This window comes from Streptomyces sp. NBC_00104, from assembly GCF_045160825.1.
GTDB lineage: Bacteria > Actinomycetota > Actinomycetes > Streptomycetales > Streptomycetaceae > Streptomyces.
The window spans coordinates 5,641,857-5,664,561 of the sequence record NZ_CP108215.1; the positions used below are offsets into that span (position 1 = coordinate 5,641,857).

At 67.8% G+C, this 22,705-nt stretch carries 16 protein-coding genes; 12 read left to right on the forward strand and 4 right to left on the reverse strand.

What is annotated here, in order from left to right:
- The first annotated feature begins 140 nt into the window (after nt 1-140).
- The gene (gene femX / locus OG272_RS24875; protein ID WP_326580762.1) at nt 141-1,262 is read left to right on the forward strand and encodes a peptidoglycan bridge formation glycyltransferase FemX; all 1,122 of its coding nucleotides are present in this window, start codon (nt 141-143) and stop codon (nt 1,260-1,262) included.
- Nucleotides 1,263-1,327: 65 nt separating this feature from the next.
- Nucleotides 1,328-2,359, forward strand: coding sequence for an alanine racemase (locus OG272_RS24880; RefSeq protein WP_033530670.1), 1,032 nt, complete (start codon nt 1,328-1,330; stop codon nt 2,357-2,359).
- Nucleotides 2,360-2,484: 125 nt separating this feature from the next.
- On the opposite strand, the gene OG272_RS24885 is transcribed toward OG272_RS24880, so the two are convergent.
- Together OG272_RS24885 and OG272_RS24890 are read right to left on the reverse strand one after the other, a co-directional pair.
- Entirely contained in the window at nt 2,485-3,984 is a 1,500-nt protein-coding gene (locus tag OG272_RS24885; RefSeq protein ID WP_327728801.1) for a glycosyltransferase 87 family protein, read from the reverse strand.
- 197 nt (nt 3,985-4,181) lie between these two features.
- Complete coding sequence (locus tag OG272_RS24890; protein ID WP_405894889.1) at nt 4,182-6,845, reverse strand: transglycosylase domain-containing protein; 2,664 nt, start codon at nt 6,843-6,845, stop codon at nt 4,182-4,184.
- A gap of 373 nt (nt 6,846-7,218) precedes the next feature.
- Here OG272_RS24890 and OG272_RS24895 point away from each other — a divergent pair, with 373 nt between their 5' ends.
- The 3 genes from OG272_RS24895 (at nt 7,219) to OG272_RS24905 (ending at nt 10,397) form a co-directional block, all read left to right on the forward strand.
- Entirely contained in the window at nt 7,219-7,902 is a 684-nt protein-coding gene (locus OG272_RS24895; protein WP_327728799.1) for a PadR family transcriptional regulator, read from the forward strand.
- Nucleotides 7,903-7,946: 44 nt separating this feature from the next.
- Nucleotides 7,947-9,029: an inositol-3-phosphate synthase gene (locus OG272_RS24900; protein WP_326580753.1), complete on the forward strand. Its 1,083-nt coding sequence runs from the start codon at nt 7,947-7,949 to the stop codon at nt 9,027-9,029.
- 78 nt (nt 9,030-9,107) lie between these two features.
- Complete coding sequence (locus tag OG272_RS24905; protein ID WP_327728798.1) at nt 9,108-10,397, forward strand: MFS transporter; 1,290 nt, start codon at nt 9,108-9,110, stop codon at nt 10,395-10,397.
- A 146-nt stretch (nt 10,398-10,543) separates the two neighbouring features.
- Here the strand turns inward: OG272_RS24905 and OG272_RS24910 are convergent, their stop codons facing one another.
- A complete protein-coding gene (locus OG272_RS24910; protein ID WP_327728797.1) occupies nt 10,544-11,992 on the reverse strand; it encodes a CCA tRNA nucleotidyltransferase in 1,449 nt (482 codons plus the stop codon).
- A gap of 236 nt (nt 11,993-12,228) precedes the next feature.
- Here OG272_RS24910 and OG272_RS24915 point away from each other — a divergent pair, with 236 nt between their 5' ends.
- From OG272_RS24915 to trxA, 7 genes are all read left to right on the forward strand, one after another.
- Nucleotides 12,229-14,637 carry a DUF6049 family protein gene (locus OG272_RS24915; protein WP_326580747.1) on the forward strand — a complete coding sequence of 803 codons (2,409 nt, stop codon included), beginning with the start codon at nt 12,229-12,231 and terminating at the stop codon, nt 14,635-14,637.
- 47 nt (nt 14,638-14,684) lie between these two features.
- The gene (murJ, locus tag OG272_RS24920) at nt 14,685-16,898 is read left to right on the forward strand and encodes a murein biosynthesis integral membrane protein MurJ (RefSeq protein WP_327728796.1); all 2,214 of its coding nucleotides are present in this window, start codon (nt 14,685-14,687) and stop codon (nt 16,896-16,898) included.
- A 118-nt stretch (nt 16,899-17,016) separates the two neighbouring features.
- Complete coding sequence (locus OG272_RS24925; RefSeq protein ID WP_327728795.1) at nt 17,017-18,744, forward strand: protein kinase family protein; 1,728 nt, start codon at nt 17,017-17,019, stop codon at nt 18,742-18,744.
- Between the two features lie 24 nt (nt 18,745-18,768).
- On the forward strand, nt 18,769-19,482 hold the full coding sequence (sigM, locus tag OG272_RS24930; protein WP_326580741.1) for an RNA polymerase sigma factor SigM: 714 nt from the start codon (nt 18,769-18,771) through the stop codon (nt 19,480-19,482).
- Complete coding sequence (locus OG272_RS24935) at nt 19,479-20,375, forward strand: hypothetical protein (RefSeq protein ID WP_327728794.1); 897 nt, start codon at nt 19,479-19,481, stop codon at nt 20,373-20,375. The genes sigM and OG272_RS24935 overlap by 4 nt, the downstream gene beginning before the upstream one ends.
- A gap of 172 nt (nt 20,376-20,547) precedes the next feature.
- Complete coding sequence (trxB, locus tag OG272_RS24940; RefSeq protein ID WP_405894894.1) at nt 20,548-21,519, forward strand: thioredoxin-disulfide reductase; 972 nt, start codon at nt 20,548-20,550, stop codon at nt 21,517-21,519.
- 41 nt (nt 21,520-21,560) lie between these two features.
- Nucleotides 21,561-21,893 carry a thioredoxin gene (trxA, locus tag OG272_RS24945; RefSeq protein WP_005482961.1) on the forward strand — a complete coding sequence of 111 codons (333 nt, stop codon included), beginning with the start codon at nt 21,561-21,563 and terminating at the stop codon, nt 21,891-21,893.
- 52 nt (nt 21,894-21,945) lie between these two features.
- Here the strand turns inward: trxA and OG272_RS24950 are convergent, their stop codons facing one another.
- Nucleotides 21,946-22,563: a GNAT family N-acetyltransferase gene (locus OG272_RS24950; protein WP_327728793.1), complete on the reverse strand. Its 618-nt coding sequence runs from the start codon at nt 22,561-22,563 to the stop codon at nt 21,946-21,948.
- Nucleotides 22,564-22,705: the final 142 nt, after the last annotated feature.

A 22,705-nucleotide genomic window follows, 5' to 3' on the forward strand; every position in this document is an offset into this window, starting at 1 on the left:
CCTGGACTCCCGGCCGCCTCCCGGCCGGGCTTCCAGGTTCCATACGGCCATTCGAGGCGCCCGCAGGGCGCTATAGGCTTCGGCGCGAGAGCCGGAGCCCCTGTACCCATGGGGACACACCAGCCCGAGGAGCGCCCCGAATGAGCCTGACCCTGAGGACGATCAGCCGTGAGCAGCATCTGGCGTACATCCAGAGCCTGCCTGCGGCTAGCCACATGCAGGTCCCGGCCTGGGCCGACGTCAAGGCCGAGTGGCGCTCCGAGAGCCTCGGGTGGTTCGACGACAAGACCGGTGAGATGGTCGGTGCCGGCCTGGTGCTGTACCGCCAGCTGCCCAAGATCAAGCGCTACCTCGCCTATCTGCCCGAGGGTCCGGTCATCAACTGGTTCTCGCCGAACCTCACCGACTGGCTGGAGCCGATGCTCGCGCATCTGAAGCAGCAGGGCGCCTTCTCGGTGAAGATGGGCCCGCCGGTGATCATCCGGCGCTGGGAGGCCATCTCCATCAAGGCGGGCATCCAGAACCCGGACGTGAAGCGCCTGCGCGACATCGAGGCCGACTTCATCGAACCACGCGCCTTCGAGGTCGCCGACAAGCTGCGCCGAATGGGTTGGCAGCAGGGTGAGGACGGCGGCGCCGGCTTCGGTGACGTACAGCCCCGCTACGTCTACCAGGTGCCGCTCGCCAACCGCTCCCTGGAAGAGGTCCACAAGAACTTCAACCAGCTGTGGCGCCGCAACATCAAGAAGGCCGAGAAGGCGGGCGTCGAGGTCGTCCAGGGCGGCTACCAGGATCTGGAGGAGTGGCAGCGGCTGTACGAGATCACGGCTGTGCGTGACCGCTTCCGGCCCCGCCCGCTGTCGTACTTCCAGCGCATGTGGACGGCCCTCAACACCGAGGACCCCAATCGCATGCGGCTCTACTTCGCCCGGCACAACGGCGTGAACCTCTCCGCCGCGACCATGCTGGTCGTCGGCGGGCACGTCTGGTACTCCTACGGCGCCTCGGACAACATCGGCCGTGAGGTCCGGCCCTCGAACGCGATGCAGTGGCGCATGCTGCGCGACGCCTACGCTCTGGGCGCGACCGTCTACGACCTGCGCGGCATCTCCGACTCGCTGGACGAGACGGATCACCTCTTCGGCCTGATCCAGTTCAAGGTGGGCACGGGTGGACAGGCCGCCGAGTACCTCGGTGAGTGGGACTTCCCGCTGAACAAGCTGCTCCACAAGGCGCTCGACATCTACATGTCGCGCCGCTGACGCCCCCGTTTTTGCTTCCATACCTCTGATACACCGCAGCCACCAGAAAGGTTCCGGGACCGTCCATGGCGCTCACGCTGTACGTCGACACCGCGCGCTGGCGGGCACACCACAAGCACGTTCAGGAGCAGTTCCCGGGACTCGTCCCCGTCTGCAAGGGCAACGGCTACGGCTTCGGGCACGAGAAGCTGGCGGAAGAGGCCACGCGCCTCGGGTCGGACATCCTCGCCGTCGGCACCACGTACGAGGCCGCCCGGATCAAGGACTGGTTCAGCGGCGACCTGCTGGTGCTGACGCCCTACCGACGCGCTGAGGAGCCCGTTCCCCTACCCGACCGTGTCATCCGCTCCGTGTCGTCCGTCGACGGCGTGTACGGCCTCGTGGGCGCCCGTGTCGTCATCGAGGTCATGTCCTCGATGAAGCGGCACGGAGTGAGCGAACAGGAGCTGCCCCAGCTCCACGCGGCCATTGAGAACGTGCGCCTGGAGGGCTTCGCCATCCACCTACCGCTGGACCGCACCGACGGCTCGGACGCCGTCGAGGAGGTCATCGGCTGGATGGACCGGCTGCGCGCGGCCCGCCTGCCGCTGCACACCATGTTCGTCAGCCACCTCAAGTCCGAAGACCTCATCCGTCTTCAGCAGCAATTCCCGCAGACCCGTTTCCGGGCCCGTATCGGTACGCGGCTGTGGCTGGGCGACCACGAGGCGACGGAGTACCGGGGAGCCGTCCTGGACGTCACCCGCGTCGCCAAGGGCGACCGCTTCGGCTATCGGCAGCAGAAGGCGGCCTCCGACGGCTTCCTGGTGGTCGTGGCGGGCGGTACGTCGCACGGGGTGGGTCTGGAGGCCCCGAAGGCGCTGCACGGCGTCATGCCGCGCGCCAAGGGCGTCGCCCGGGCGGGCCTCGCCACGGTCAACCGGAACCTTTCTCCCTTCGTCTGGGGCGGCAAGCAGCGCTGGTTCGCCGAGCCGCCGCACATGCAGGTGTCGATCCTCTTCGTGCCGTCGGACGCCCCCGAGCCGAAGGTGGGCGAGGAACTGGTGGCCCATCTGCGGCACACCACCACACAGTTCGACCGGATCGTCGACCGCTGAGCCCTGCCTCCCGAGGAGGCGGACGAGCAGGTCACCGGGCGGATCCGCCCGCAGTCCACGCGGAAGGCCGGACACGAGGTTCTCGTGTCCGGCCTTCCGCGTTGCGCCTCCCGCACCATGTTCGCTCAGAGCGAACCATCTCCCGGGCCCCGGCTGCCCCACTCCACCTGAGGTCCATCGAAGTGCATCGCGTGCCGCGGGGGATGGGCCGCCGCACCGTACACATGAACGTCCTCCGCGCCGTCGAGCACTCCGCCGGAGGGATCGTCGTCACCGGCCCGGCGCACCATGTCCCGCTCGGGCATGAAGATGTCCCGCACGACGACGACGCACAGGTAGAGCGTCCCCAGCAGGTGCGCCATGATGGCGAGTTGGTAGCCCTCGGCGGGCAGGCCCTTGTGGGCGTCCCCGCTGGTCGTGTACGCGAGGTACATCCAGATCCCCAGGAAGTACGCCACCTCGCAGGCCTGCCAGATCAGGAAGTCACGCCAGCGGGGCCGGGCCAGCGCGGCCAGGGGAACCAGCCAGAGCACGTACTGCGGCGAGTAGACCTTGTTGGTGAGGATGAAGGCCGCGACGATCAGGAAGACGAGTTGCGCGAAGCGCGGGCGACGCGGGGCGGTGAGCGTGAGTGCGGCGATGCCGGCGCAGACGAGCACCATCGAGACCATCGCATACGCGTTCGCCGTCTCGGCGGTGATCTGGATGTTCACCCGTTGCGAGATGACGAGGAAGAAGGAGCCGAAGTCGACGCCGCGTTCCTGGCTGAAGCGGTAGAACTTCGCCCATCCGTCGGGCGCCAGGAGCATCACCGGGATGTTCACCGCGAGCCAGGCCCCGACGGCGCCGAGCAGCGCGGTCATGTACGCGCGCCATTTACCTGCCCGCCAACACAGCACGAAGAGCGGCCCGAGCACCAGGAACGGGTAGAACTTGGCGGCCGTGGCGAGCCCGATCAGCACACCGAAGGCGAGAGGGCGCCGACGCGACCACATCAGCATCGCGGCGGCCAGCAGAGCCACGGCGAGGAGGTCCCAGTTGATGGTGGCGGTCAGCGCGAAAGCGGGCGCCAAGGCCACCAGAAGGCCGTCCCAGGGGCGCCGGCGGTGAATGCGCGCGCAGCAGACGGCGATGACCGCCGCGCACACCATCAGCATCCCGGCGTTGACCATCCAGTACCACTGCTCTTGTTCCTGGATGGTCCCGCTGCCCGGGGTGAGCCAGGCGGCGACCTCCATGAACACACCGGTCAGCACCGGATACTCGAGGTACTCCATATCGCCGGGGATCTTGTCGAAGTACGGCACGAGTCCGTCGGCGAAACCGCGCCCCTGATAGAGGTGCGGGATGTCCGAGTAGCACGCGTGCGTGTACTGGGAGCTGGCCCCGAAGAACCAGGCGCCGTCGTAGCAGGGCAGCTTCTGCACCATGCCCAGCGCGAACATGCCGATCGCCACGAGCGCGACAACCCGCACCGGCGTCCACCAGGACGTGCCGAGCAGCGCACGCCGCCCGATCGGGCCGCCGATCAGCTCACTGCCGGTCGAAGCGACCTCGTCCTCCCTGGTCGGCCGCACAGGCTCCGGCTCGTCCATGCTCACTCGCGTCGTCTCTGCACTGGGCATGCCGCACATCCTGCCGTACGTCTCCAGGAATACGCCGAGGACCACCGCATCCCGTCGTGTGCGACCCGCCCATGTTTCACGTGAAACACATCTCAACCGCTTGGTCCGAATCTCTCGGCGGACAGGGCAAGGGCCACCGCACCTGATCGGTGCGGTGGCCCTTGTTTCACGTGAAACACGTTCTGCCGGGCGGGAAATTACCCGGTGGAGCCCCCGAAGAGACCACCGTTCTGGTTGCCTCTCGTATCGTCCACCGACTCCGTCGGTGTCGCGGTCACCCCACCGTCGGTGCCACCTGTGTCTGTCCCGCCCGTGTCCGTACCGCCCGTGTCCTCACAGGTGGGATTGAACGGGTTCTTACAGGTCTCGCTGGGCGTCGGTGAGGGCAGGATCTCACTCTCGGACGGAGTCGGGCTCGGCTCGGGGCTCTCCTCCTCGGACTCGGTCACCGTCGGGGTCGGCGTCGGGTCCGGGTCGTCGTTGACGATCACACCGATCGGCTGGGGCTCCGGGAAGTCCTCCGCCGGCTCACCCTTGAGAGCGTCCTCCATGTAGTCGTGCCAGATCTCGGCCGGGAACGAGGCACCGTGAATCGTCTCCTGGCCACCCGTGCCGTACATCTCCAAGAACGTGCGGTTCTTGTTCGACTCGTTGTCGTCCATGCGGTACATGCTGATCGCGGTCGACAACTGCGGGGTGTACCCGACGAACCAGGCCGACTTGTTGCCGTCGGTGGTACCGGTCTTGCCCGCCACCTCACGACCGGTCAGCTGGGCCGACGTACCGGTTCCCTCGTCGACGACGGTCTTGAGGACGTCGGTGACGTTGTCGGCGACCTCGGACGTGAAGGCCCGCTTGACCTCGGCGATGCCGTCGTGGTCGAACACGGTCAGACCCTCATGCTCGACCGTCTTGACCGAGAACGGGTCGTTCTGCTTGCCGCTGGCTGCGAAGGTCGCGTACGAACCCGCCATACGGATCGCGCTGGGATCGGAGATGCCGATCGAGAAGGACGGGTAGCTGGTACCGGTGAGGCTTCCCTTCTTAAGGCCCGCCTCCACGGCCGCTTCCTTCACCCGGCTCAGACCGATGTCCATGCCCAGCTGCACGAAGGCGGAGTTCGCCGAGACCCGCATCGCCTCGCGGAGGTCGATCTGGTACTTCGGCGGGCTGCCGTACGACGCGTCGTCGTCGTTGGCCTGCAGCCACTCCTTGCCTTCTTCGTTGGTCCAGATCTCGCCGTCGTAATCCCTGATCTTGAGGTTGTTCTTGCCGCTGTAGAGGCTCTTCGGCGAGACGATGGTGCGCTCGTCCTGAGCCTGCTCGGGGTCGAGAGCGGGGTCACGCTTGCCCCAGGTCATGGCTGCCGCCAGGACGAAGGGCTTGAACGTCGAACCGACCTGCGCGCCGGTGACGTCGGCATTGTTGGTGAAGTGCTTGGTGGCGTCCTCACCGCCGTAGATCGCCTCGATGGCCCCCGACTTCGGACTCACCGACGCTCCACCGAACTGAACATGGGTATCGGTCTTCGGACGCAGGTCCGGCTTGATGTTCTCCTTGCGGACCTTGTTCACGGCCTTCTCGAGCTCCTTGACCTTGCTCTTGTCAAAGGTCGTGTGGATCTCGTAGCCGCCCTGATCGAGCTGCTTCTGCGTGATGTCGGTGTTGTTGAGGATGTAGCCCTTGGCCGTGTCGACGAGGTAGCCGATCTGGCCGCCCAGCTGCGCGTTGGAGCGAGGCGACTGGATCTTGGGGAAATCGGGGTACTTGGCACGCTCGGATGCCGACAGATGCTTGTCCTTGACCATCTCGCCGAGGATCCAGCGCCAGCGTTCCGTGGCCCGCTTGGTGTTCGCCTGTGCCGAGGCCGCCGGGTCGATCGACGTCGCTCCGGCCGGGTCGTAGTACGTCGCGCCCTTGAGGACCGCGGCGAGGAAGGCGCACTGGCTCGCGTCGAGCTTCTCCGCGTCCTCGCCGAAGTAGGTGCGGGCGGCTGCCTGAAGGCCGTAGGCACCGCGGCCGAAGTAGGCCGTGTTCAGGTAGCCGCGCATGATCTCGTCCTTGTCGACGGAGGCGCCCACCTTCACCGAGATGAAGAGTTCCTTCACCTTCCGGGACAGCGTCTGCGACTGGTCGTCGAGCATGGCGTTCTTCACGTACTGCTGGGTGATGGTCGAACCACCCTGCGTCTGACCACCCTTGGCCATGTTGACGACGGCACGGGCGATACCCATCGGGTCGACGCCGCTGTCGGTCTCGAACGTCTTGTTCTCGGCCGACATGACGGCGTAGCGCATCTCCTTGGGGATCTTCTCGTACGCGATGATCTGGCGGTTGACCTCACCACCCGTCGCGACCATCTGTGTGCCGTCGGACCAGTAGTAGACGTTGTTCTGCGCCGTCGCGGCCTCAGCCGGGTTCGGTACGGCCACGACCGCGTATCCGATGCCGGCCGCTGCCACCAGGCATCCGAAGAACCCGATGAACAGCCCTGTCACCTGGCGCCACGAGGGCACCCAGCGCATCGCCCCGTACTTACCGGCGCGCGGATAGTCGATAAAACGCTTCTTGCCGGGCGGAGCGGGGCGCCCACGGCCACGACCGGGCCCACGCCCCGCGGGTTCGGCAACCCTACGTCGGCCGCCACCCGGACCTGCGCCGGTGCTTCTCTGCGCCGCCCGTCGAGAAGCGGCGCGGCCCTCGTACTGGGTCTCCTCACCTCCCGAGCCATAGGTCTCGGAAAGTGACCCGGTGGCGCCCCGCGGTGCCGCGCGGCGGCCGGAGGATGCCGACTGGCCGCGTCGGGCCGCGGCACGTCCGCCTCCCTGCGGCTGCGGCGGTTTGCGACGGTGCTCGCTCATCGAACGACTACTCCTCGGGCAGGCGCACCCGTGCGCGCCTGGAAACGGCGGCTGGTTTCCGGTCCCCCCGAAGTACGGATGCGGTCGTGTTGGCATTCATCCGTACCGCACCCAGGACGACGACGTGATCAAACGTCACGCGTTTCCCAGTGGTGTGCATGCCGCACAGACTACGCACCGTCAAAACCCACGGAGCACCGAACTTCACCCCAAAACAGGCAACTTGCTTCCTACTAATCGGTGATGTGACCCCGTTCACCGGATCCCCACTTGTCGCATCCGTAGGGGCGTTCTATGGTCTGGATGTATCGAGTCGATACATCAGCTCGGCATAAAACGTGTCGGCAGGGTCAGCGGGAGAGGGGAGGCGACGATGAGCCGGCGCTCCGGGATACTCGAGTTCGCCGTCCTCGGCCTGCTCCGCGAAGCCCCGATGCACGGCTATGAGCTGCGCAAACGACTCAACACGTCGTTGGGTGTGTTCCGTGCGTTCAGCTACGGGACGCTCTATCCCTGCCTAAAGACGCTGGTCGCCAACGGCTGGTTGATCGAGGAGTCGGGTGGGAGTACCCCGGAGGATGCTGCCGCCGCCCCGCTCACGGGTCGCCGCGCCAAGATCGTCTACCGGTTGACGGCGGAAGGTAAGGAGCACTTCGAGGAACTGCTCTCGCAGACGGGTCCCGACGCCTACGAGGACGAGCACTTCGCCGCTCGCTTCGCATTCTTCGGGCAGACCTCCCGTGATGTGCGCATGCGCGTCCTGGAGGGCCGTCGCAGCCGTTTGGAGGAACGGCTGGAGAAGATGCGCGCCTCTCTGGCGCGCACCCGCGAGCGCCTCGACGACTACACGCTCGAGCTCCAGCGCCACGGGATGGAGTCCGTGGAGCGCGAAGTGCGCTGGCTGAACGAGCTCATCGAGAGCGAGCGGGCCGGCCGGGACCTGAAGGGTCCCAGCCAGGGAGAACCCGCTCGCGACACCACAGAGGGAGCGCCGGGCGCCCTGCCCCGGCCCGGGGACACCCCCGGTCCGGATGCGCCCGGCGACACCACCACGTGAGGTCCCTGCCAGGACCTCACTCGTACACACAGGGAGCAACCGGAATGGGTTCGGTTCGCGTAGCCGTCGTCGGTGTGGGCAACTGCGCCGCGTCGCTGGTGCAGGGAGTCGAGTACTACAAGGACGCCGACCCGGCGTCCAGGGTCCCCGGCCTCATGCACGTGCAGTTCGGTGAGTATCACGTCCGTGACGTGGAGTTCGTCGCCGCCTTCGATGTCGACGCCAAGAAGGTCGGTCTCGATCTCGCGGACGCCATCGGCGCCTCCGAGAACAACACGATCAAGATCTGTGACGTGCCGAGCACCGGCGTGACCGTGCAGCGCGGCCACACTCTGGACGGCCTCGGCAAGTACTACCGGGAGACCATCGAGGAGTCCGCCGAGGCCCCGGTCGACGTGGTCCAGGTCCTCAAGGACAAGCAGGTCGACGTCCTCGTCTGCTACCTGCCCGTCGGTTCCGAGGACGCGGCGAAGTTCTACGCCCAGTGCGCCATCGACGCCAAGGTCGGCTTCGTCAACGCCCTTCCGGTCTTCATCGCCGGCACCAAGGAGTGGGCGGACAAGTTCACCGAGGCGGGTGTCCCGATCGTCGGTGACGACATCAAGTCGCAGGTCGGTGCCACCATCACGCACCGCGTCATGGCAAAGCTGTTCGAGGACCGGGGCGTCGTCCTGGACCGCACCATGCAGCTGAACGTCGGCGGCAACATGGACTTCAAGAACATGCTCGAGCGTGATCGCCTGGAGTCCAAGAAGATCTCCAAGACGCAGGCCGTCACCTCCCAGATCCGGGACCGTGAGCTCGGCGCCGACAACGTCCACATCGGCCCGTCCGACTACGTGGCCTGGCTCGACGACCGCAAGTGGGCGTACGTCCGCCTTGAGGGTCGCGCCTTCGGTGACGTCCCGCTGAACCTGGAGTACAAGCTCGAGGTCTGGGACTCCCCGAATTCCGCCGGCGTCATCATCGACGCCCTGCGCGCCGCGAAGATCGCCAAGGACCGCGGCATCGGCGGCCCGATCCTGTCGGCGTCGTCGTACTTCATGAAGTCCCCGCCGGTGCAGTACTTCGACGACGAGGCCCGCGAGAATGTCGAGAAGTTCATCAAGGGCGAGGTCGAGCGCTGACCAGGCGTTCGTAGTGGGCTGTTGAGGGTCTCCGGGTCATGCGCCCGGGGGCCCTCCCCGTATGTGAGGCTGTGGCCCATGTCCGTCGTGCGCGACCTGCGCATCCTGCTCCGCTTCCGGGACTTCCGGCAGCTGCTGGCCGTACGACTGCTGTCCCAGGGAGCCGACGGCGTCTACCAGGTCGCGCTCGCCACCTACGTCGTGTTCTCGCCCGAGAAGCAGACGTCGGCGGCCGCGATCGCCTCCGCGATGGCGGTCCTGCTTCTTCCGTACTCCCTCGTCGGCCCCTTCGCGGGCGTCCTGCTGGACCGCTGGCGGCGCCGCCAGGTCCTGCTGTACGGAAACGTGCTGCGCGTCCTGCTGGCATCGGTGACAGCCGTCCTCATCCTGAGCCATGTGCCCGACTGGCTCTTCTATGTCTCCGCGCTCTGCGTCACGGCGGTCAACCGCTTCGTCCTGGCGGGACTCTCCGCCGCGCTGCCCCGTGTGGTGGACGCCGACCGTCTCGTGGTCGCCAACTCGCTCTCGCCGACAGCCGGAACGCTCGCCGCGACCGCCGGTGGCGGACTCGCCTTCGTCGTACGGCTGGTGGCCTCGGACTCCGACGCCGCGGTGGTCCTCCTCGGCTCGGCCCTCTACCTCTGCGCGGCCCTGGCCTCACTGCGCATGGCCCGGGAACTGCTCGGCCCGGACCCCGAGCTGGTGCAACCGCGCCTGGGTGCGGCGCTCGCCGGGACCGCACGGGGTCTGGCAGCGGGCGTGCGACATCTCGCCGAGCCTGGACGACGGGCGGCCGCCTGGGCACTGATCTCGATGACACTCATGCGGTTCTGCTACGGCGCGCTGACGGTCATGGTGCTCATGCTCTGCCGGTACGCCTGGTCGTCCACCGGCTCCGGGGCGTCCGACCCGGAAGAGGGGCTGGCCCTCCTCGGTCTCGCCGTGGGGATATCGGGAGCGGGATTCTTCACCGCGGCGGTGATGACGCCCTGGGCAGCCGGGCGGTTGGGTCCCGGCCTCTGGATCGTCACCTGCTCCGCGGCCGCCGCCGTGCTGGAACCGGCCCTCGGCCTGCCCTTCACGCAGGGGCCCATATTGATCGCGGCCTTCGTCCTGGGTCTGGTGACACAGGGGGCGAAGATCTCGACGGACACGATCGTCCAGTCCTCTGTCGAGGACGGCTACCGGGGCCGGATCTTCTCCCTCTACGACGTCCTGTTCAACGTCGCCTTCGTCGGCGCCGCCGCCATGGCCGCCCTGATGCTCCCCCCGGACGGCCGCTCAGTCGCTCTGGTGCTCACTGTGGCCGTGATCTACGGAGTGATCGCTACGGTCATGGCCCGTTTCGGGGTAGCGAGACAGCGCTGACGCCGGAGCGTCGATGTTTCACGTGAAACATCGACGCTCCGGCGTCCATGACGCCCGAGTCGACTGCGCGACATAGCAGTGCGGTGCGATGTTTCACGTGAAACATCGCACCGCGCTGTCCTCCGAAGGCGACGGAATACCTCTCGTCACGAAACCTGCGATGCCTGAGCCCACCACTCCTTGAGTGCTGTCACCGCCTCGCCGTGTTCCATCGGCCCGTTCTCCAGCCGCAGCTCCAGCAGGAACTTGTATGCCTGCCCGATCACCGGGCCGGGCCCGACGCCCAGGATCTCCATGATCTGGTTGCCGTCGAGGTCCGGGCGGATGGAGTCCAGTTCCTCCTGCTCCTGAAGCTGGGCGATGCGCTCTTCCAAGCCGTCGTACGCGCGGGACAGAGCGTTCGCCTTGCGCTTGTTCCGTGTGGTGCAGTCGGAGCGGGTCAGCTTGTGGAGCCGATCGAGGAGCGGGCCGGCGTCTCGCACGTAGCGGCGGACGGCGGAGTCCGTCCACTCACCGGTGCCGTACCCGTGGAAGCGCAGATGGAGTTCGACCAGGCGCGAGACATCCTTGACGAGTTCGTTGGAGTACTTGAGGGCCGCCATGCGCTTCTTGGTCATCTTGGCGCCCACCACCTCGTGGTGGTGGAAGGAGACCCGGCCGTCCTTCTCGAATCGACGAGTGCGGGGCTTGCCGATGTCGTGCAGCAGCGCGGCGAGCCGCAGCGTGAGGTCCGGTCCGCTCTCCTCGAGCGCGATCGCCTGCTCCAGGACGATCAGCGTGTGGTCGTATACGTCCTTGTGGCGATGGTGCTCGTCTCGTTCCAGCCGCAGCGCCGGCAGCTCGGGCAGGACGTGCTCGGCCAGCCCGGTGTCGACCAGCAGGCTCAGGCCCTCCCGGGGGTGGGCGGACAGAATCAGCTTGTTCAGCTCGTCCCGTACCCGCTCCGCCGAGACGATCTCGAGACGGCCGGCCATGTCGCTCATCGCCGAGACGACCTCAGGGGCCACCTCGAAGTCCAGCTGAGCGGCGAAACGCGCGGCCCGCATCATCCGCAGCGGGTCGTCGGAGAAGGACTCCTCAGGGGTGCCGGGAGTCCGCAGTACGCGCGCCGAGAGGTCCTCGAGCCCGCCATGGGGGTCGATGAACTCTTTCTCAGGGAGGGCCACCGCCATCGCGTTCACAGTGAAGTCACGGCGTACGAGATCTTCCTCGATCGAGTCACCGTACGACACCTCGGGCTTGCGCGAGGTCCGGTCATACGCCTCGGAGCGGTAGGTCGTGACCTCGATCTGGTAGCCGTCCTTCTGCGCCCCCACCGTGCCGAAGGCGATCCCGACCTCCCAGACGGCATCCGCCCAAGGACGCACGATCTTCAGCACGTTCTCAGGGTGGGCGTCCGTCGTGAAATCCAGGTCGTTGCCGAGCCGGCCGAGCAGCGCGTCCCTGACCGAACCACCGACCAGGGCGAGCGAGAACCCGGCCTCCTGGAAACGGCGGGCGAGGTCGTCGGCGACAGGCGACACCCGCAGCAGTTCACTCACCGCGCGGCGCTGCACCTGGCTCAGGGCACTGATGTCTTCGTTGGCGTTCGGCACAACAGAAAAGGGTACGTGGCGCCGGTGGCAGCAGTCGCCTCCATTGAACGTGCACAACGGCTTCGCGCAGGTGACCCCATCACCGACCCCTTTGATACGTGCACATACGGGGACAGCACGGCCTCCTCCCCCGATCTTGTGGAGCGGACCGCGGCACTTCCCCTCAGCGCACATCGTTACCATGCGTGGACGCACATTCCGACGACCACTGACGACGACGAGGGACGGGCGAGCGCGTGGCCGAGGCGGCAGACTTCCAGGGGACGAGTCCCTCACCTGCCCGCCGGTGGCTGCTGCGCACCGGGGCACTGTTCGCCGGGGCGCCCCTGCTGGCCGGTCTGTTCCAGTTGCCCGCGGCCCCGGACGCGCAGGCGGCGCCGAAGGGTTCCTTGGTCAAGGCCACGGGGTCGAAAACCGTCGAGGTCTCCCTGGACTCGCTCACCCCCAGCGTGCCCACCGACGGAGACACGGTCACCGTCTCCGGCACGGTCACGAACAAGGGCAAGCAGACGGTCACGGACGCCCATGTGGGCCTGCGCGTGGCCTCGGCGACCGTGACGGGCCGCTCGGCCATCGACGACGCGGCCAAGCGCACCGGCTTCGACCAGTACACCGACGGGAGGGAGGTCGGCGGGAAGTACGTGGAGAAGTTCTCCACGCTCGCCTCCGGCGTGGCTCAGCCCTTCACCATCTCGGTGCCCGTCAAGGAGCTGGACCTCGGCTCGGACGGTGTCTATCAGCTGGGTGTCACGCTCTCGGGCAAGACCTCCGCCGCCCAGTACGACCAGGTGCTCGGCATCCAGCGCACGTTCCTGCCCTGGCAGCCCGACGAGGCGGGCGCCAAGACGAAGACGACGTACCTCTGGCCGCTGATCTCCACCACTCACCTGACGGCCGAGACCGGTCCCGGCGAGCAGCAGACGCCCGTCTTCCTCAACGACGACCTGGCCAAGGAGATCTCCGCGGGCGGACGCCTGGAGCAGATGCTGACGCTGGGCAAGGATCTGGACATCACCTGGGTGATCGATCCGGACCTGCTGGCGTCGGTCGTCGCGATGACGGAGGGCTACCGGGTCCGCAGCGGGGGCACCACCGTCACGGGCAAGAACCAGGCCGTCGCCAAGGAGTGGCTGGCGGAACTGGAGACGGCGGTCCAGGGCGAGGAAGTGATCGCTCTCCCCTTCGCCGACCCCGACCTCGCGTCGCTGGCCCACAACGGCAAGACGATCACCGGCTCCCTCAGCCGGCTGAAGGACGCCACCGATGTGGCCTCGGACACCGTCGAGAACATCCTCCGGGTGGTACCGGAGACGGACTTCGCCTGGCCCGTGAACGGCGCCGTCGACCCGTCGATCGTCAAGGTCGCCATCTCCGCGGGCGCCGACAAGGTGATCGCCCGCAGCGACAGCCTGCAGGAGAGCAGCAGCCTGTCCTACACGCCCAACGCGGCCCGGCCCATCGGCGGCGGCACCACGGCCGTGGTCGCGGACGCCCGGCTGTCGACCGCCTTCCAGGGCGATATGACGAAGGCCGAGAGCTCCACGCTGGCGGTGCAGAGGTTCCTCGCGCAGAGCCTGGTGACGGACCTCCAGAACAACAAGCAGCGCAGCATCGTGATCGCCCCGCAGCGCATGCCGACGGCGAGCCAGGCGCAGACGATGGCGCAGGCTCTGACGGCGCTCCAGGGCGGCAACTGGTCACAGCCCCAGGAGCTGTCGGCTGCCGCCGCCGCGAAGCCCGACCCGAGCGCCAGCACCAGGATCCCGTCGGCCTCGGCATACCCCTCTCCGCTGCGGAAGCGGGCGCTGCCCAAGTCGGCGTTCGAAGAGATCCGGGCCACGCAGGCCGACCTCGACCGCTTCAAGGTGATCCTCTCCGACCAGTCCCGCGTGGTCACGCCGTTCGGCAGGACCATGGACCGGGAGATGTCCACCTCCTGGCGGGACCACTCCGTCGAGGCGGCGGTCTACCGCAACGACGTCCAGTCGTACCTCAACTCGCTCACCGACCAGGTCCGGCTGATCGAAAAGTCCGAGACGAAGCTCTCGGGCCGCAGCGCGACGATCCCCGTGACCGTGCAGAACAACCTCGTGCAGGGCGTGGACAACCTGACACTGCGCCTCACGTCGAAGGCCCCGAAGCGTCTGAAGATCGGTGACGACGACTTCGACGAGCAGTCCGTCGACATCTCCGGCGGGCACAGCGAGTCGGTGAAGTTCACCACCAACGCCGAGGCCAACGGGCCGGTCACCGTCGTCGCCCAGCTCTACACGGCGGACGGCGAGAAGTATGGTGACGAGGTCAGATTCACGGTGAACGTCACCGAGATCACGCCCACGGTGATGCTGGTCATCGCCGGTGGCGTCCTGCTCCTCGTCCTCGCCGGATTCCGGATGTACACGCAACGCAAGCGCGCCGCCGCCCGGCTGGAGGCTGAGGGTGCCTCGACGGACGACGACTCGTCGGAAGGCGTTCCGACGGACGAGGACGCGAACGCCAAGGCGGCCTCAGTCGTACACACTGCCGAGGAGGAGTCTCCGGTGAAGGCCGGGGCAGACGCGCCGGAGCACCCGAGTGACCCGGCACCGGACACCGCTCCGGAAAGCGCCGACCCGTCCGGCACGGGTGAGAGAGTGGACCGTTGAGCGATTGTCGTGGCCGGTTGGCCCGGGGACGATGAGGTGGGGTAACCATGAACGCGCCGTACGACGGTGACCGCGGCCAGGGCGCGGCCGACTCGGGGTATCCCGACGGCCCGCTGCCCGGGCCGGGCCAGGTGCCGCCGCAGCCTCCCGCGGACATGTACCTCCAGGACGCCTACGACCAGGACCCCTATCGCGCACGGGATCTCGCCGCCCAGGACCCGGTGGCTGAGGCGCTCTACGACCGCGCCGCACACCCGCCGCCGGCCCCGGGCACCTACCAGCCGCAGCAGCCGCTCTACTCCCAGCCGTCGGCACCGCAGTACGCGCCCGACCCCCGGGTCTGGGCCCAGACACCGGCACCCGAGCCCGAGGGACCGACACGGCATCTGCCGTACGGCGACGACGCCCGTACGACCCAGTTCGTCGGCGTGGACGACCTGGTGACACAGGCCGGCGAGGAGCGCCACGAGCCGGACGCGTTCGCCCACCTCTTCCGCGACCAGCAGCAGAGCGGCCACGCCCCCATGGGGCAGCCCTCCGTTCCCGGGCCGGCCCCCGCCCCGACGCCCGGTCCGGGCCGCCCGGCGTACGAGGAGCCCGCACCGGCTCCCACGCCTGCCGCGAAGAAGGGCGGGCGGGCCTCGGGCCTGTTGAAGTCGAGCGCCGTCATGGCGGCGGGCACGATGGTGTCGCGCCTGACGGGGTTCATCCGCTCGGCGATGATCGTCTCGGCGCTCGGTCTCGCCCTTCTCGGTGAGTCCTTCCAGGTCGCCTACCAGCTGCCGACGATGATCTACATCCTGACTGTCGGCGGTGGTCTCAACTCCGTCTTCGTGCCACAGCTCGTCCGTGCCATGAAGGACGACGAGGACGGCGGAGAGGCCTACGCCAACAGGCTGCTGACCCTGGTCATGGTGATCCTGGGCCTCCTCACCGCGCTCGCCATGTTCGCCGCTCCGCTACTCGTCCGCGCTCTGTCGACCCCCCTCGCCACCAACGCCGAGGCCAACGACGTCGCTGTCACCTTCACTCGGTACTTCCTGCCCTCGATCTTCTTCATGGGCATCCACGTGGTGATGGGGCAAATCCTCAACGCCCGTGGCCGCTTCGGCGCGATGATGTGGACCCCGGTCCTCAACAACATCGTCATCATCGTCACCCTCGGCGCGTTCCTCTGGGTCTACGGCAGCGCGGCTGACTCCCACATGTCGGTCGAGAACATCCCGCCGGAGGGCGAGCGGCTGCTCGGTATCGGCATCCTCCTGGGGCTCGTGGTCCAAGCCCTGGCGATGATCCCGTACCTGCGGGAGACCGGGTTCCGGATGCGGCTGCGCTTCGACTGGAAGGGCCACGGCCTCGGCAAGGCCGCGATGCTCGCCAAGTGGACGATCCTGTTCGTACTCGCCAACCAGGCGGGGGCCCTCGTCGTCACCCAGCTGGCTACCGCAGCGGTCACGGAGACGAACATCGCCGGCACAGGTTTCAGTGCCTACGCCAACGCCCAGCTCATCTGGGGCCTTCCGCAGGCCATCATCACCGTCTCTCTCATGGCCGCTCTCCTGCCGCGCATCTCGCGCTCGGCCGCCGAGGACGACACGGGCGCCGTTCGTGACGACATCTCACAGGGCCTGCGCACCACGGCGGTCGCCATCGTGCCGATCGCCTTCGGCTTCGTCGCACTCGGCATCCCGATGTGCACGTTGATCTTCGGTTCGTCCGGCACGGGCGCGGCCACCAACATGGGCTTCATGCTCATGGCCTTCGGGCTCGGCCTGATCCCGTACTCCGTGCAGTACGTCGTCCTCCGCGCCTTCTACGCGTACGAGGACACCCGGACGCCCTTCTACAACACGGTCATAGTGGCCGCCGTCAACGCGAGCGCCTCCGCCATCTGCTTCTTCGTGATCCCGGCCCGCTGGGCCGTGGTGGGCATGGCGGCCTCGTACGGTCTGGCATACATGATCGGTGTCGGCGTCGCCTGGCGGCGCCTCAAGAAGCGGCTGGGCGGGGACCTGGACGGCTCCAAGGTCATGCGGACATACGCGCGGCTGTCCATCGCCTCGCTGCCCGCGGCGCTGGTCAGCGGCGCGGCCTGCTACGGCATCAGCCGAAGCCTGGGACAGGGAGTCGGCGGCTCGATGCTCGCACTCGTCGGGGGAGGAATCGTCCTGCTCGGTGTCTTCTACGTCGCCGCGCGACGCATGCGGATCGAAGAGCTCAACTCCATGGTCGGCATGGTTCGCGGACGGCTGGGGCGCTGAGGCTGGGGTACGCGCACAACCATCGTCCGCCGACGCGTGTCGCTCATAGCGGCGGACTGTGGGCACAATTGGCTCTGGCGCCTTGGAGCGCTCAACGAATGGGGAGGCAGGAACGACGGTGGCGGAACGGAGCACGGCTGCCGTCGACGTGGCAGACAACAGCGGCGACAAGCCGCTGACCGCACAAGCGGACCAGTCCACGGCCGACGGGGAGGCCCAGAACCGGGAGCGGGACACGGAAAGCTCGGCGAGCGAAGAGGCACAGGGGAGCGGCGGTACCGAGAGCCCTTCGAAGACGACACCGCCCGAACTGCACAGCGGCCACAAACTCGCCAGGCGCTACCGCCTCGAAGAGTGCGTCACCCGTCTGGACGGTTTCAGCAGTTGGCGCGCCGTGGACGAGAAGCTGCGCCGCGCGGTCGGGGTGCATGTACTGCCCGCCGACCACGCGCGCGCTCGTTCCGTGCTGGCGGCGGCCCGCTCCTCGGCGTTGCTGGGTGATCCCCGCTTCGTCCAGGTACTGGACGCGGTCGAGGAGAACGACCTCGTGTACGTGGTGCACGAATGGCTGCCCGACGCCACGGAGCTGACGACGCTGCTGGCCTCCGGTCCGCTGGAGCCGCATGACGCGTACCAGATGGTCACGCAGCTCTCCCATGCCATGGCCGCCGCGCACCGCGAGGGCCTCTCGCATCTGCGGCTCAACCCGAGCGCGGTGCTACGTTCGGCCGCCGGGCAGTGGCGCATCCGAGGTCTCGCGGTGAACGCCGCGCTGCGCGGCATCGGCTCGGACACGCCGCAGCGCACGGACACTGAGGCGATCGGTGCGCTGCTGTACGCGGCGCTCACCCAGCGCTGGCCGTACGAGAACGACGCGCACGGCCTCTCCGGGCTCCCCAAGGGCGTCGGGCTCATCGCACCCGACCAGGTCCGTGCGGGCGTCCACCGGGGGCTGTCGGAGCTCTCCATGCGCGCGCTCGCCAACGACGGTGCCACCGCATCCCGCCACGAGTCTCCGTGCACGACGCCGGAGGAGCTGGTGAAGGCCATCGGTGAGATGCCACGGATCCGCCCGCCGGAGCCCGCGTTCACCGCGCCGCCCGACTACCAGCACACGACGTACCAACAGGGGAGCTACGGCCGTCAGGCCCCCCACGTCGGCGTCACCCAGCCACTGCAGACCCCGCCGCCCCCGCTGCAGAGCCGGACCGGCAAGGCCCTCAAGTGGGCCGTCTCGGCACTGCTGATCGCCGCACTCGGTCTCGGCAGCTGGCAGCTGGCCGACGCGCTGATGGACAGTAGGGGCCAGTCCAGCGAGCCGGACACCAGCCAGACGACGGACGGCAACGACAAGGGCACCGACAAGGCCAAGCCCGTCACGACGCTCAGCATCAAGGACGCCGCGGAGTACTTCCCGGACGGGAAGCCCCAGCACGCAGACGACGCGAAGCTGACGTACGACGCCAGCTCGTCGACGTACTGGCGGACCTACTCCTACAACGACGGCCCCACCCTGGCGCCGTTCAAAGAGGGTGTGGGCATCGTCTACGACCTGGGCTCGGTCAAGGAGGTGTCGGCGGCCTCGATAGGGCTGTACTACACCGGCGACCACACGACGGCCACGCTGTACGCGGCCGACTCCCTGTCGTCGTCGGCTCCGCTCAGCTCCATGACGAAGATCGCCACGAACAAGACAAGTGGCACGGAACTGAGGATCTCCGCCAAGAAGTCGGTGAAGACCCAGTACGTTCTCGTCTGGCTCACCGATGTGCCGAGGGCGAACGGTGACCAGTTCAGTGGAGCCGGCTACAAGCAGGCGATCACCGACGTGAAGTTCACGGGCTGAGATTTCACCGAGGGAGGGGGTCCATTGGCGCACAGCGCTGATCACAGCGGGGTGAGCGATCAGGATCTCCTGGCCCGGCATGTCGAGGGCGACCCCGACGCCTTCGGCGAACTCGTACGCCGTCACCGGGACCGGCTCTGGGCGGTGGCTCTGCGCACGCTGGGGGACCGCGAGGAGGCCGCTGACGCCGTCCAGGACGCGCTGGTGTCCGCCTACCGGGCCGCCCACACCTTCCGTGGCCAGGCGGCCGTCACGACCTGGCTGCACCGCATCACGGTGAACGCCTGCCTGGACCGTGCCCGGAAGGCGGCCTCCCGCAAGACGTCGCCCGTCGACGACACCGAGCGCCTGGAGCAGCTGCTGGAGCCGCACGAGTCGGCTTCCGCTCCCGCCGAGCGCAACGATCTGCACCGCCAGCTGCTGGAGGCTCTGGGCACCCTGCCGCGGGATCAGCGGGCGGCGCTCGTCCTGGTGGACATGCAGGGCTACCCGGTGGCGGAGGCGGCGCAGATCCTCGATGTGCCGACCGGCACGGTGAAGAGCCGCTGCGCCCGTGGCAGAGCCAGACTTCTGCCGCTCCTGACCCATCTCCGTACGGAGGGCGAGGGCGACGGCGGCAAAAAGTCGGGGACGGGAAGGAACCGGGCGCAGGGGACATCCGTCCCACCCGCAGCGGGACCACATGATGCAGGGCCAAGCGATTCAGCTGCTGTGAAGGGCGGAGGTGGGCGAGCGTGACATCGACGACCGACACGGCCGGACACCCGGAAGTCGCGGAGATCTCCGACCTCAGCGAAGGTCTGCTCCCGCCGTCCCGTACCGCGGATGTCCGTCAGCACCTGGACGAGTGCCTGCTCTGCGCCGACGTGTACGCCTCGCTGGAGGAGATCCGCGGTCTGCTCGGCACCCTGCCCGGCCCTCCCCGCATGCCCGACGACGTGGCGGGACGGATCGATGCCGCACTGGCCGCCGAAGCCCTGCTGAACGCCACGGCACCCGAGCACGAGACCGACGATGAGCCTGCCGAGGGCTCCCGCACGACGGCGAGCGAGGGCGACGCTCATGTTTCACGTGAAACATCGCCTGTGGTGGATCGCCCTGTCGGCCATCCACGCGCGTCCACCGGCCCGGGCCGCACGAGTCACAAGCGCCGAAACCGTCGCAGGACAGCCATCGGTGCCGTCTTCGCGATCGCCGCCTTGGGCTTCGGTGCCGTCCTCGTCCAATCGATCGGTGAGAGCGACAGTCCCACGAGCGCGATTCCGACATCGGCCGACACGTTCTCCGGCGTCAAGCTGGAGAAGCGGGTCGGAGATCTCCTGGGCAAGACCGAGGCCCAGAGGTCACCTCAGAAGGATCCCTTCGGAACCGCGGCGTCACCGGACAAGAGCACGAACACGTTCTTCAAGATCGATGTGCCCGTCTGCATCGCGAAGGGCATCGGCGACACCACGGGCGCGATCGCTTCCGAGCCGGGTACCTACCGGGGAGCCGACGCGTATCTCGTGCTGCTTCCCCATCGTTCCGACGACTCCCGCGTCACCGCATACATCGTCGATGCCTCCTGCTTGGACAAGGGTTCGGAACCCGCCGGCGACGTTCTCGTGAAGCGGTCGTACTCTCGCCCCTGAGGACTGTCTCCCGCGCTGTGCCACCCCTGGCATCCCTGTGCGGTGTCTCGTCTCCGTGTGCCCGGACACACCGGGAATGCACGCCCCTTAGGATCCGTTGGGTGGGGTGAGAGTTCCGAGAGCAGCTCCCACCGGCAGTACGCAGCAGTCCCCAGAGACGAGGAATCAAGCCGTGAGCGACGTCCGTAACGTGATCATCATCGGCTCCGGGCCCGCCGGCTACACGGCGGCGCTCTACACCGCGCGCGCGTCGCTGAGGCCGCTGGTCTTCGAGGGCGCCGTCACCGCAGGCGGCGCCCTGATGAACACCACCGAGGTGGAGAACTTCCCCGGCTTCCGGGACGGCATCATGGGTCCCGACCTCATGGACAACATGCGCGCCCAGGCCGAGCGCTTCGGTGCCGAGCTCATCCCGGACGACATTGTCGCCGTCGACCTGAGCGGCGAGGTCAAGACCGTCACGGACACCGCCGGCACGGTGCACCGTGCCAAGGCCGTCATCATCACCACGGGCTCCCAGCACCGCAAGCTCGGGCTGCCCAACGAGGACGCCCTCTCCGGCCGCGGTGTCTCCTGGTGCGCCACCTGTGACGGGTTCTTCTTCAAGGACCAGGACATCGCCGTGATCGGCGGCGGTGACACGGCGATGGAGGAAGCCACCTTCCTGTCGCGGTTCGCCAAGTCCGTGACCATCGTCCACCGCCGGGACACGCTGCGTGCCTCCAAGGCGATGCAGGAGCGCGCGTTCGCCGACCCGAAGATCTCCTTCGTGTGGGACAGCGAGGTCGCCGAGATTCAGGGCGACCAGAAGCTCGCCGCACTGAAGCTGCGCAACATCAAGACGGGCGAGACCTCTGAGCTGCCGGTAACCGGGCTGTTCATCGCGATCGGCCACGACCCGCGCACGGAACTCTTCAAGGGTCAGCTCGACCTGGACGACGAGGGCTATCTGAAGGTGGCCGCCCCGTCGACCCGGACGAATCTGACCGGTGTCTTCGGCGCCGGTGACGTCGTCGACCACACCTACCGCCAGGCGATCACCGCGGCCGGCACCGGCTGCTCCGCGGCCCTCGACGCCGAGCGCTTCCTCGCCGCTCTCGCCGACGGCGAGCAGGCCGCCGAGCCCGAGAAGACCGCCGTCTGACCCCCGTCCGCCCCACCGCACCAACCAGTTAGGAGCCCTCAGTGGCCGGCACTCTGAAGAACGTGACCGACGACTCCTTCGAGCAGGACGTCCTCAAGAACGACAAGCCCGTCCTGGTGGACTTCTGGGCCGCCTGGTGCGGTCCGTGCCGCCAGATCGCGCCGTCCCTCGAAGCAATCGCCCAGGAGTACGGCGACAAGATCGAGATCGTCAAGCTCAACATCGATGAGAACCCGGCCACGGCTGCCAAGTACGGCGTCATGTCCATTCCGACGCTGAACGTCTACCAGGCCGGCGAGGTCGCCAAGACCATCGTCGGCGCCAAGCCCAAGGCGGCGATCGTGCGGGACCTCGAGGACTTCATCGCCGAGTGATGTTTCACGTGAAACATGAAGGGGCCGACCCAAGCGGGTCGGCCCCTTCGTTTTAGAGCGGTCGCAACGCCGGTTCCTTCTGGACTGCTCCCAGAAGTCGGTCCAGAGCCATTTCGACGTCCTCCTTCCAGGAGAGCGTCGTCCGCAGCTCCAACCGCAGCCGGGGATAGGTGGGGTGAGGGCGGACCGTCTTGAAGCCCACGGCCGTCAGATGGTCGGCTGGAAGGACACACGCCGCCTCCTCCCAGCGGGCGTCACCGAAAGCCTCGATGGCCTTGAAGCCCCGTCGCAGCAGATCCTTGGCCACCGTCTGGACCATCACACGACCCAGCCCCTGCCCTTGGTAGCCCGGCATGATGAAGGCGGTCATCAACTGGACCGCGTCAGGCGACACCGGACTCGTGGGGAACGCCGTGGAGCGGGGCACATAAGCCGGAGGCGCGTACAGCACGAAGCCCACCGGCACCTCGTCCACGTAGACGACCCGGCCGCAGGACCCCCAGTCCAGCAGGACGGCGGAGATCCAGGCTTCCTTCTCCAGTGCGGGGGTGCCCCCCTTCACCGCGGCCTCGCCGCTGACTGGGTCCAACTCCCAGAAGACACACGAGCGACAGCGCTTGGGAAGGTCCTGAAGGTTGTCCAGCGTGAGCGGTACGAGCCGACGCCCCATGAAGGCTGTTCCTCGCTTCCTTCGCCCGCAGCGTCGCGAGCGGCTGTCAGAGCGCTCCGCTCCCTGAGCAGACTGCCGACGAATCCGCCGACCGCGCCGAGTCCCAGGCCTGCGGTCACCAGTCCGGAACGGCTCACGGTTC

Coding starts and splice junctions, on each gene's coding strand:
- femX (WP_326580762.1), top strand. CDS start 141: ATGAGCCTGACCCTGAGGACGATCAGCCGTGAGCAGCATCTGGCGTAC.
- OG272_RS24880 (WP_033530670.1), top strand. CDS start 1,328: ATGGCGCTCACGCTGTACGTCGACACCGCGCGCTGGCGGGCACACCAC.
- OG272_RS24885 (WP_327728801.1), bottom strand. CDS start 3,984: ATGCCCAGTGCAGAGACGACGCGAGTGAGCATGGACGAGCCGGAGCCT.
- OG272_RS24890 (WP_405894889.1), bottom strand. CDS start 6,845: ATGAGCGAGCACCGTCGCAAACCGCCGCAGCCGCAGGGAGGCGGACGT.
- OG272_RS24895 (WP_327728799.1), top strand. CDS start 7,219: ATGAGCCGGCGCTCCGGGATACTCGAGTTCGCCGTCCTCGGCCTGCTC.
- OG272_RS24900 (WP_326580753.1), top strand. CDS start 7,947: ATGGGTTCGGTTCGCGTAGCCGTCGTCGGTGTGGGCAACTGCGCCGCG.
- OG272_RS24905 (WP_327728798.1), top strand. CDS start 9,108: ATGTCCGTCGTGCGCGACCTGCGCATCCTGCTCCGCTTCCGGGACTTC.
- murJ (WP_327728796.1), top strand. CDS start 14,685: ATGAACGCGCCGTACGACGGTGACCGCGGCCAGGGCGCGGCCGACTCG.
- OG272_RS24950 (WP_327728793.1), bottom strand. CDS start 22,563: ATGGGGCGTCGGCTCGTACCGCTCACGCTGGACAACCTTCAGGACCTT.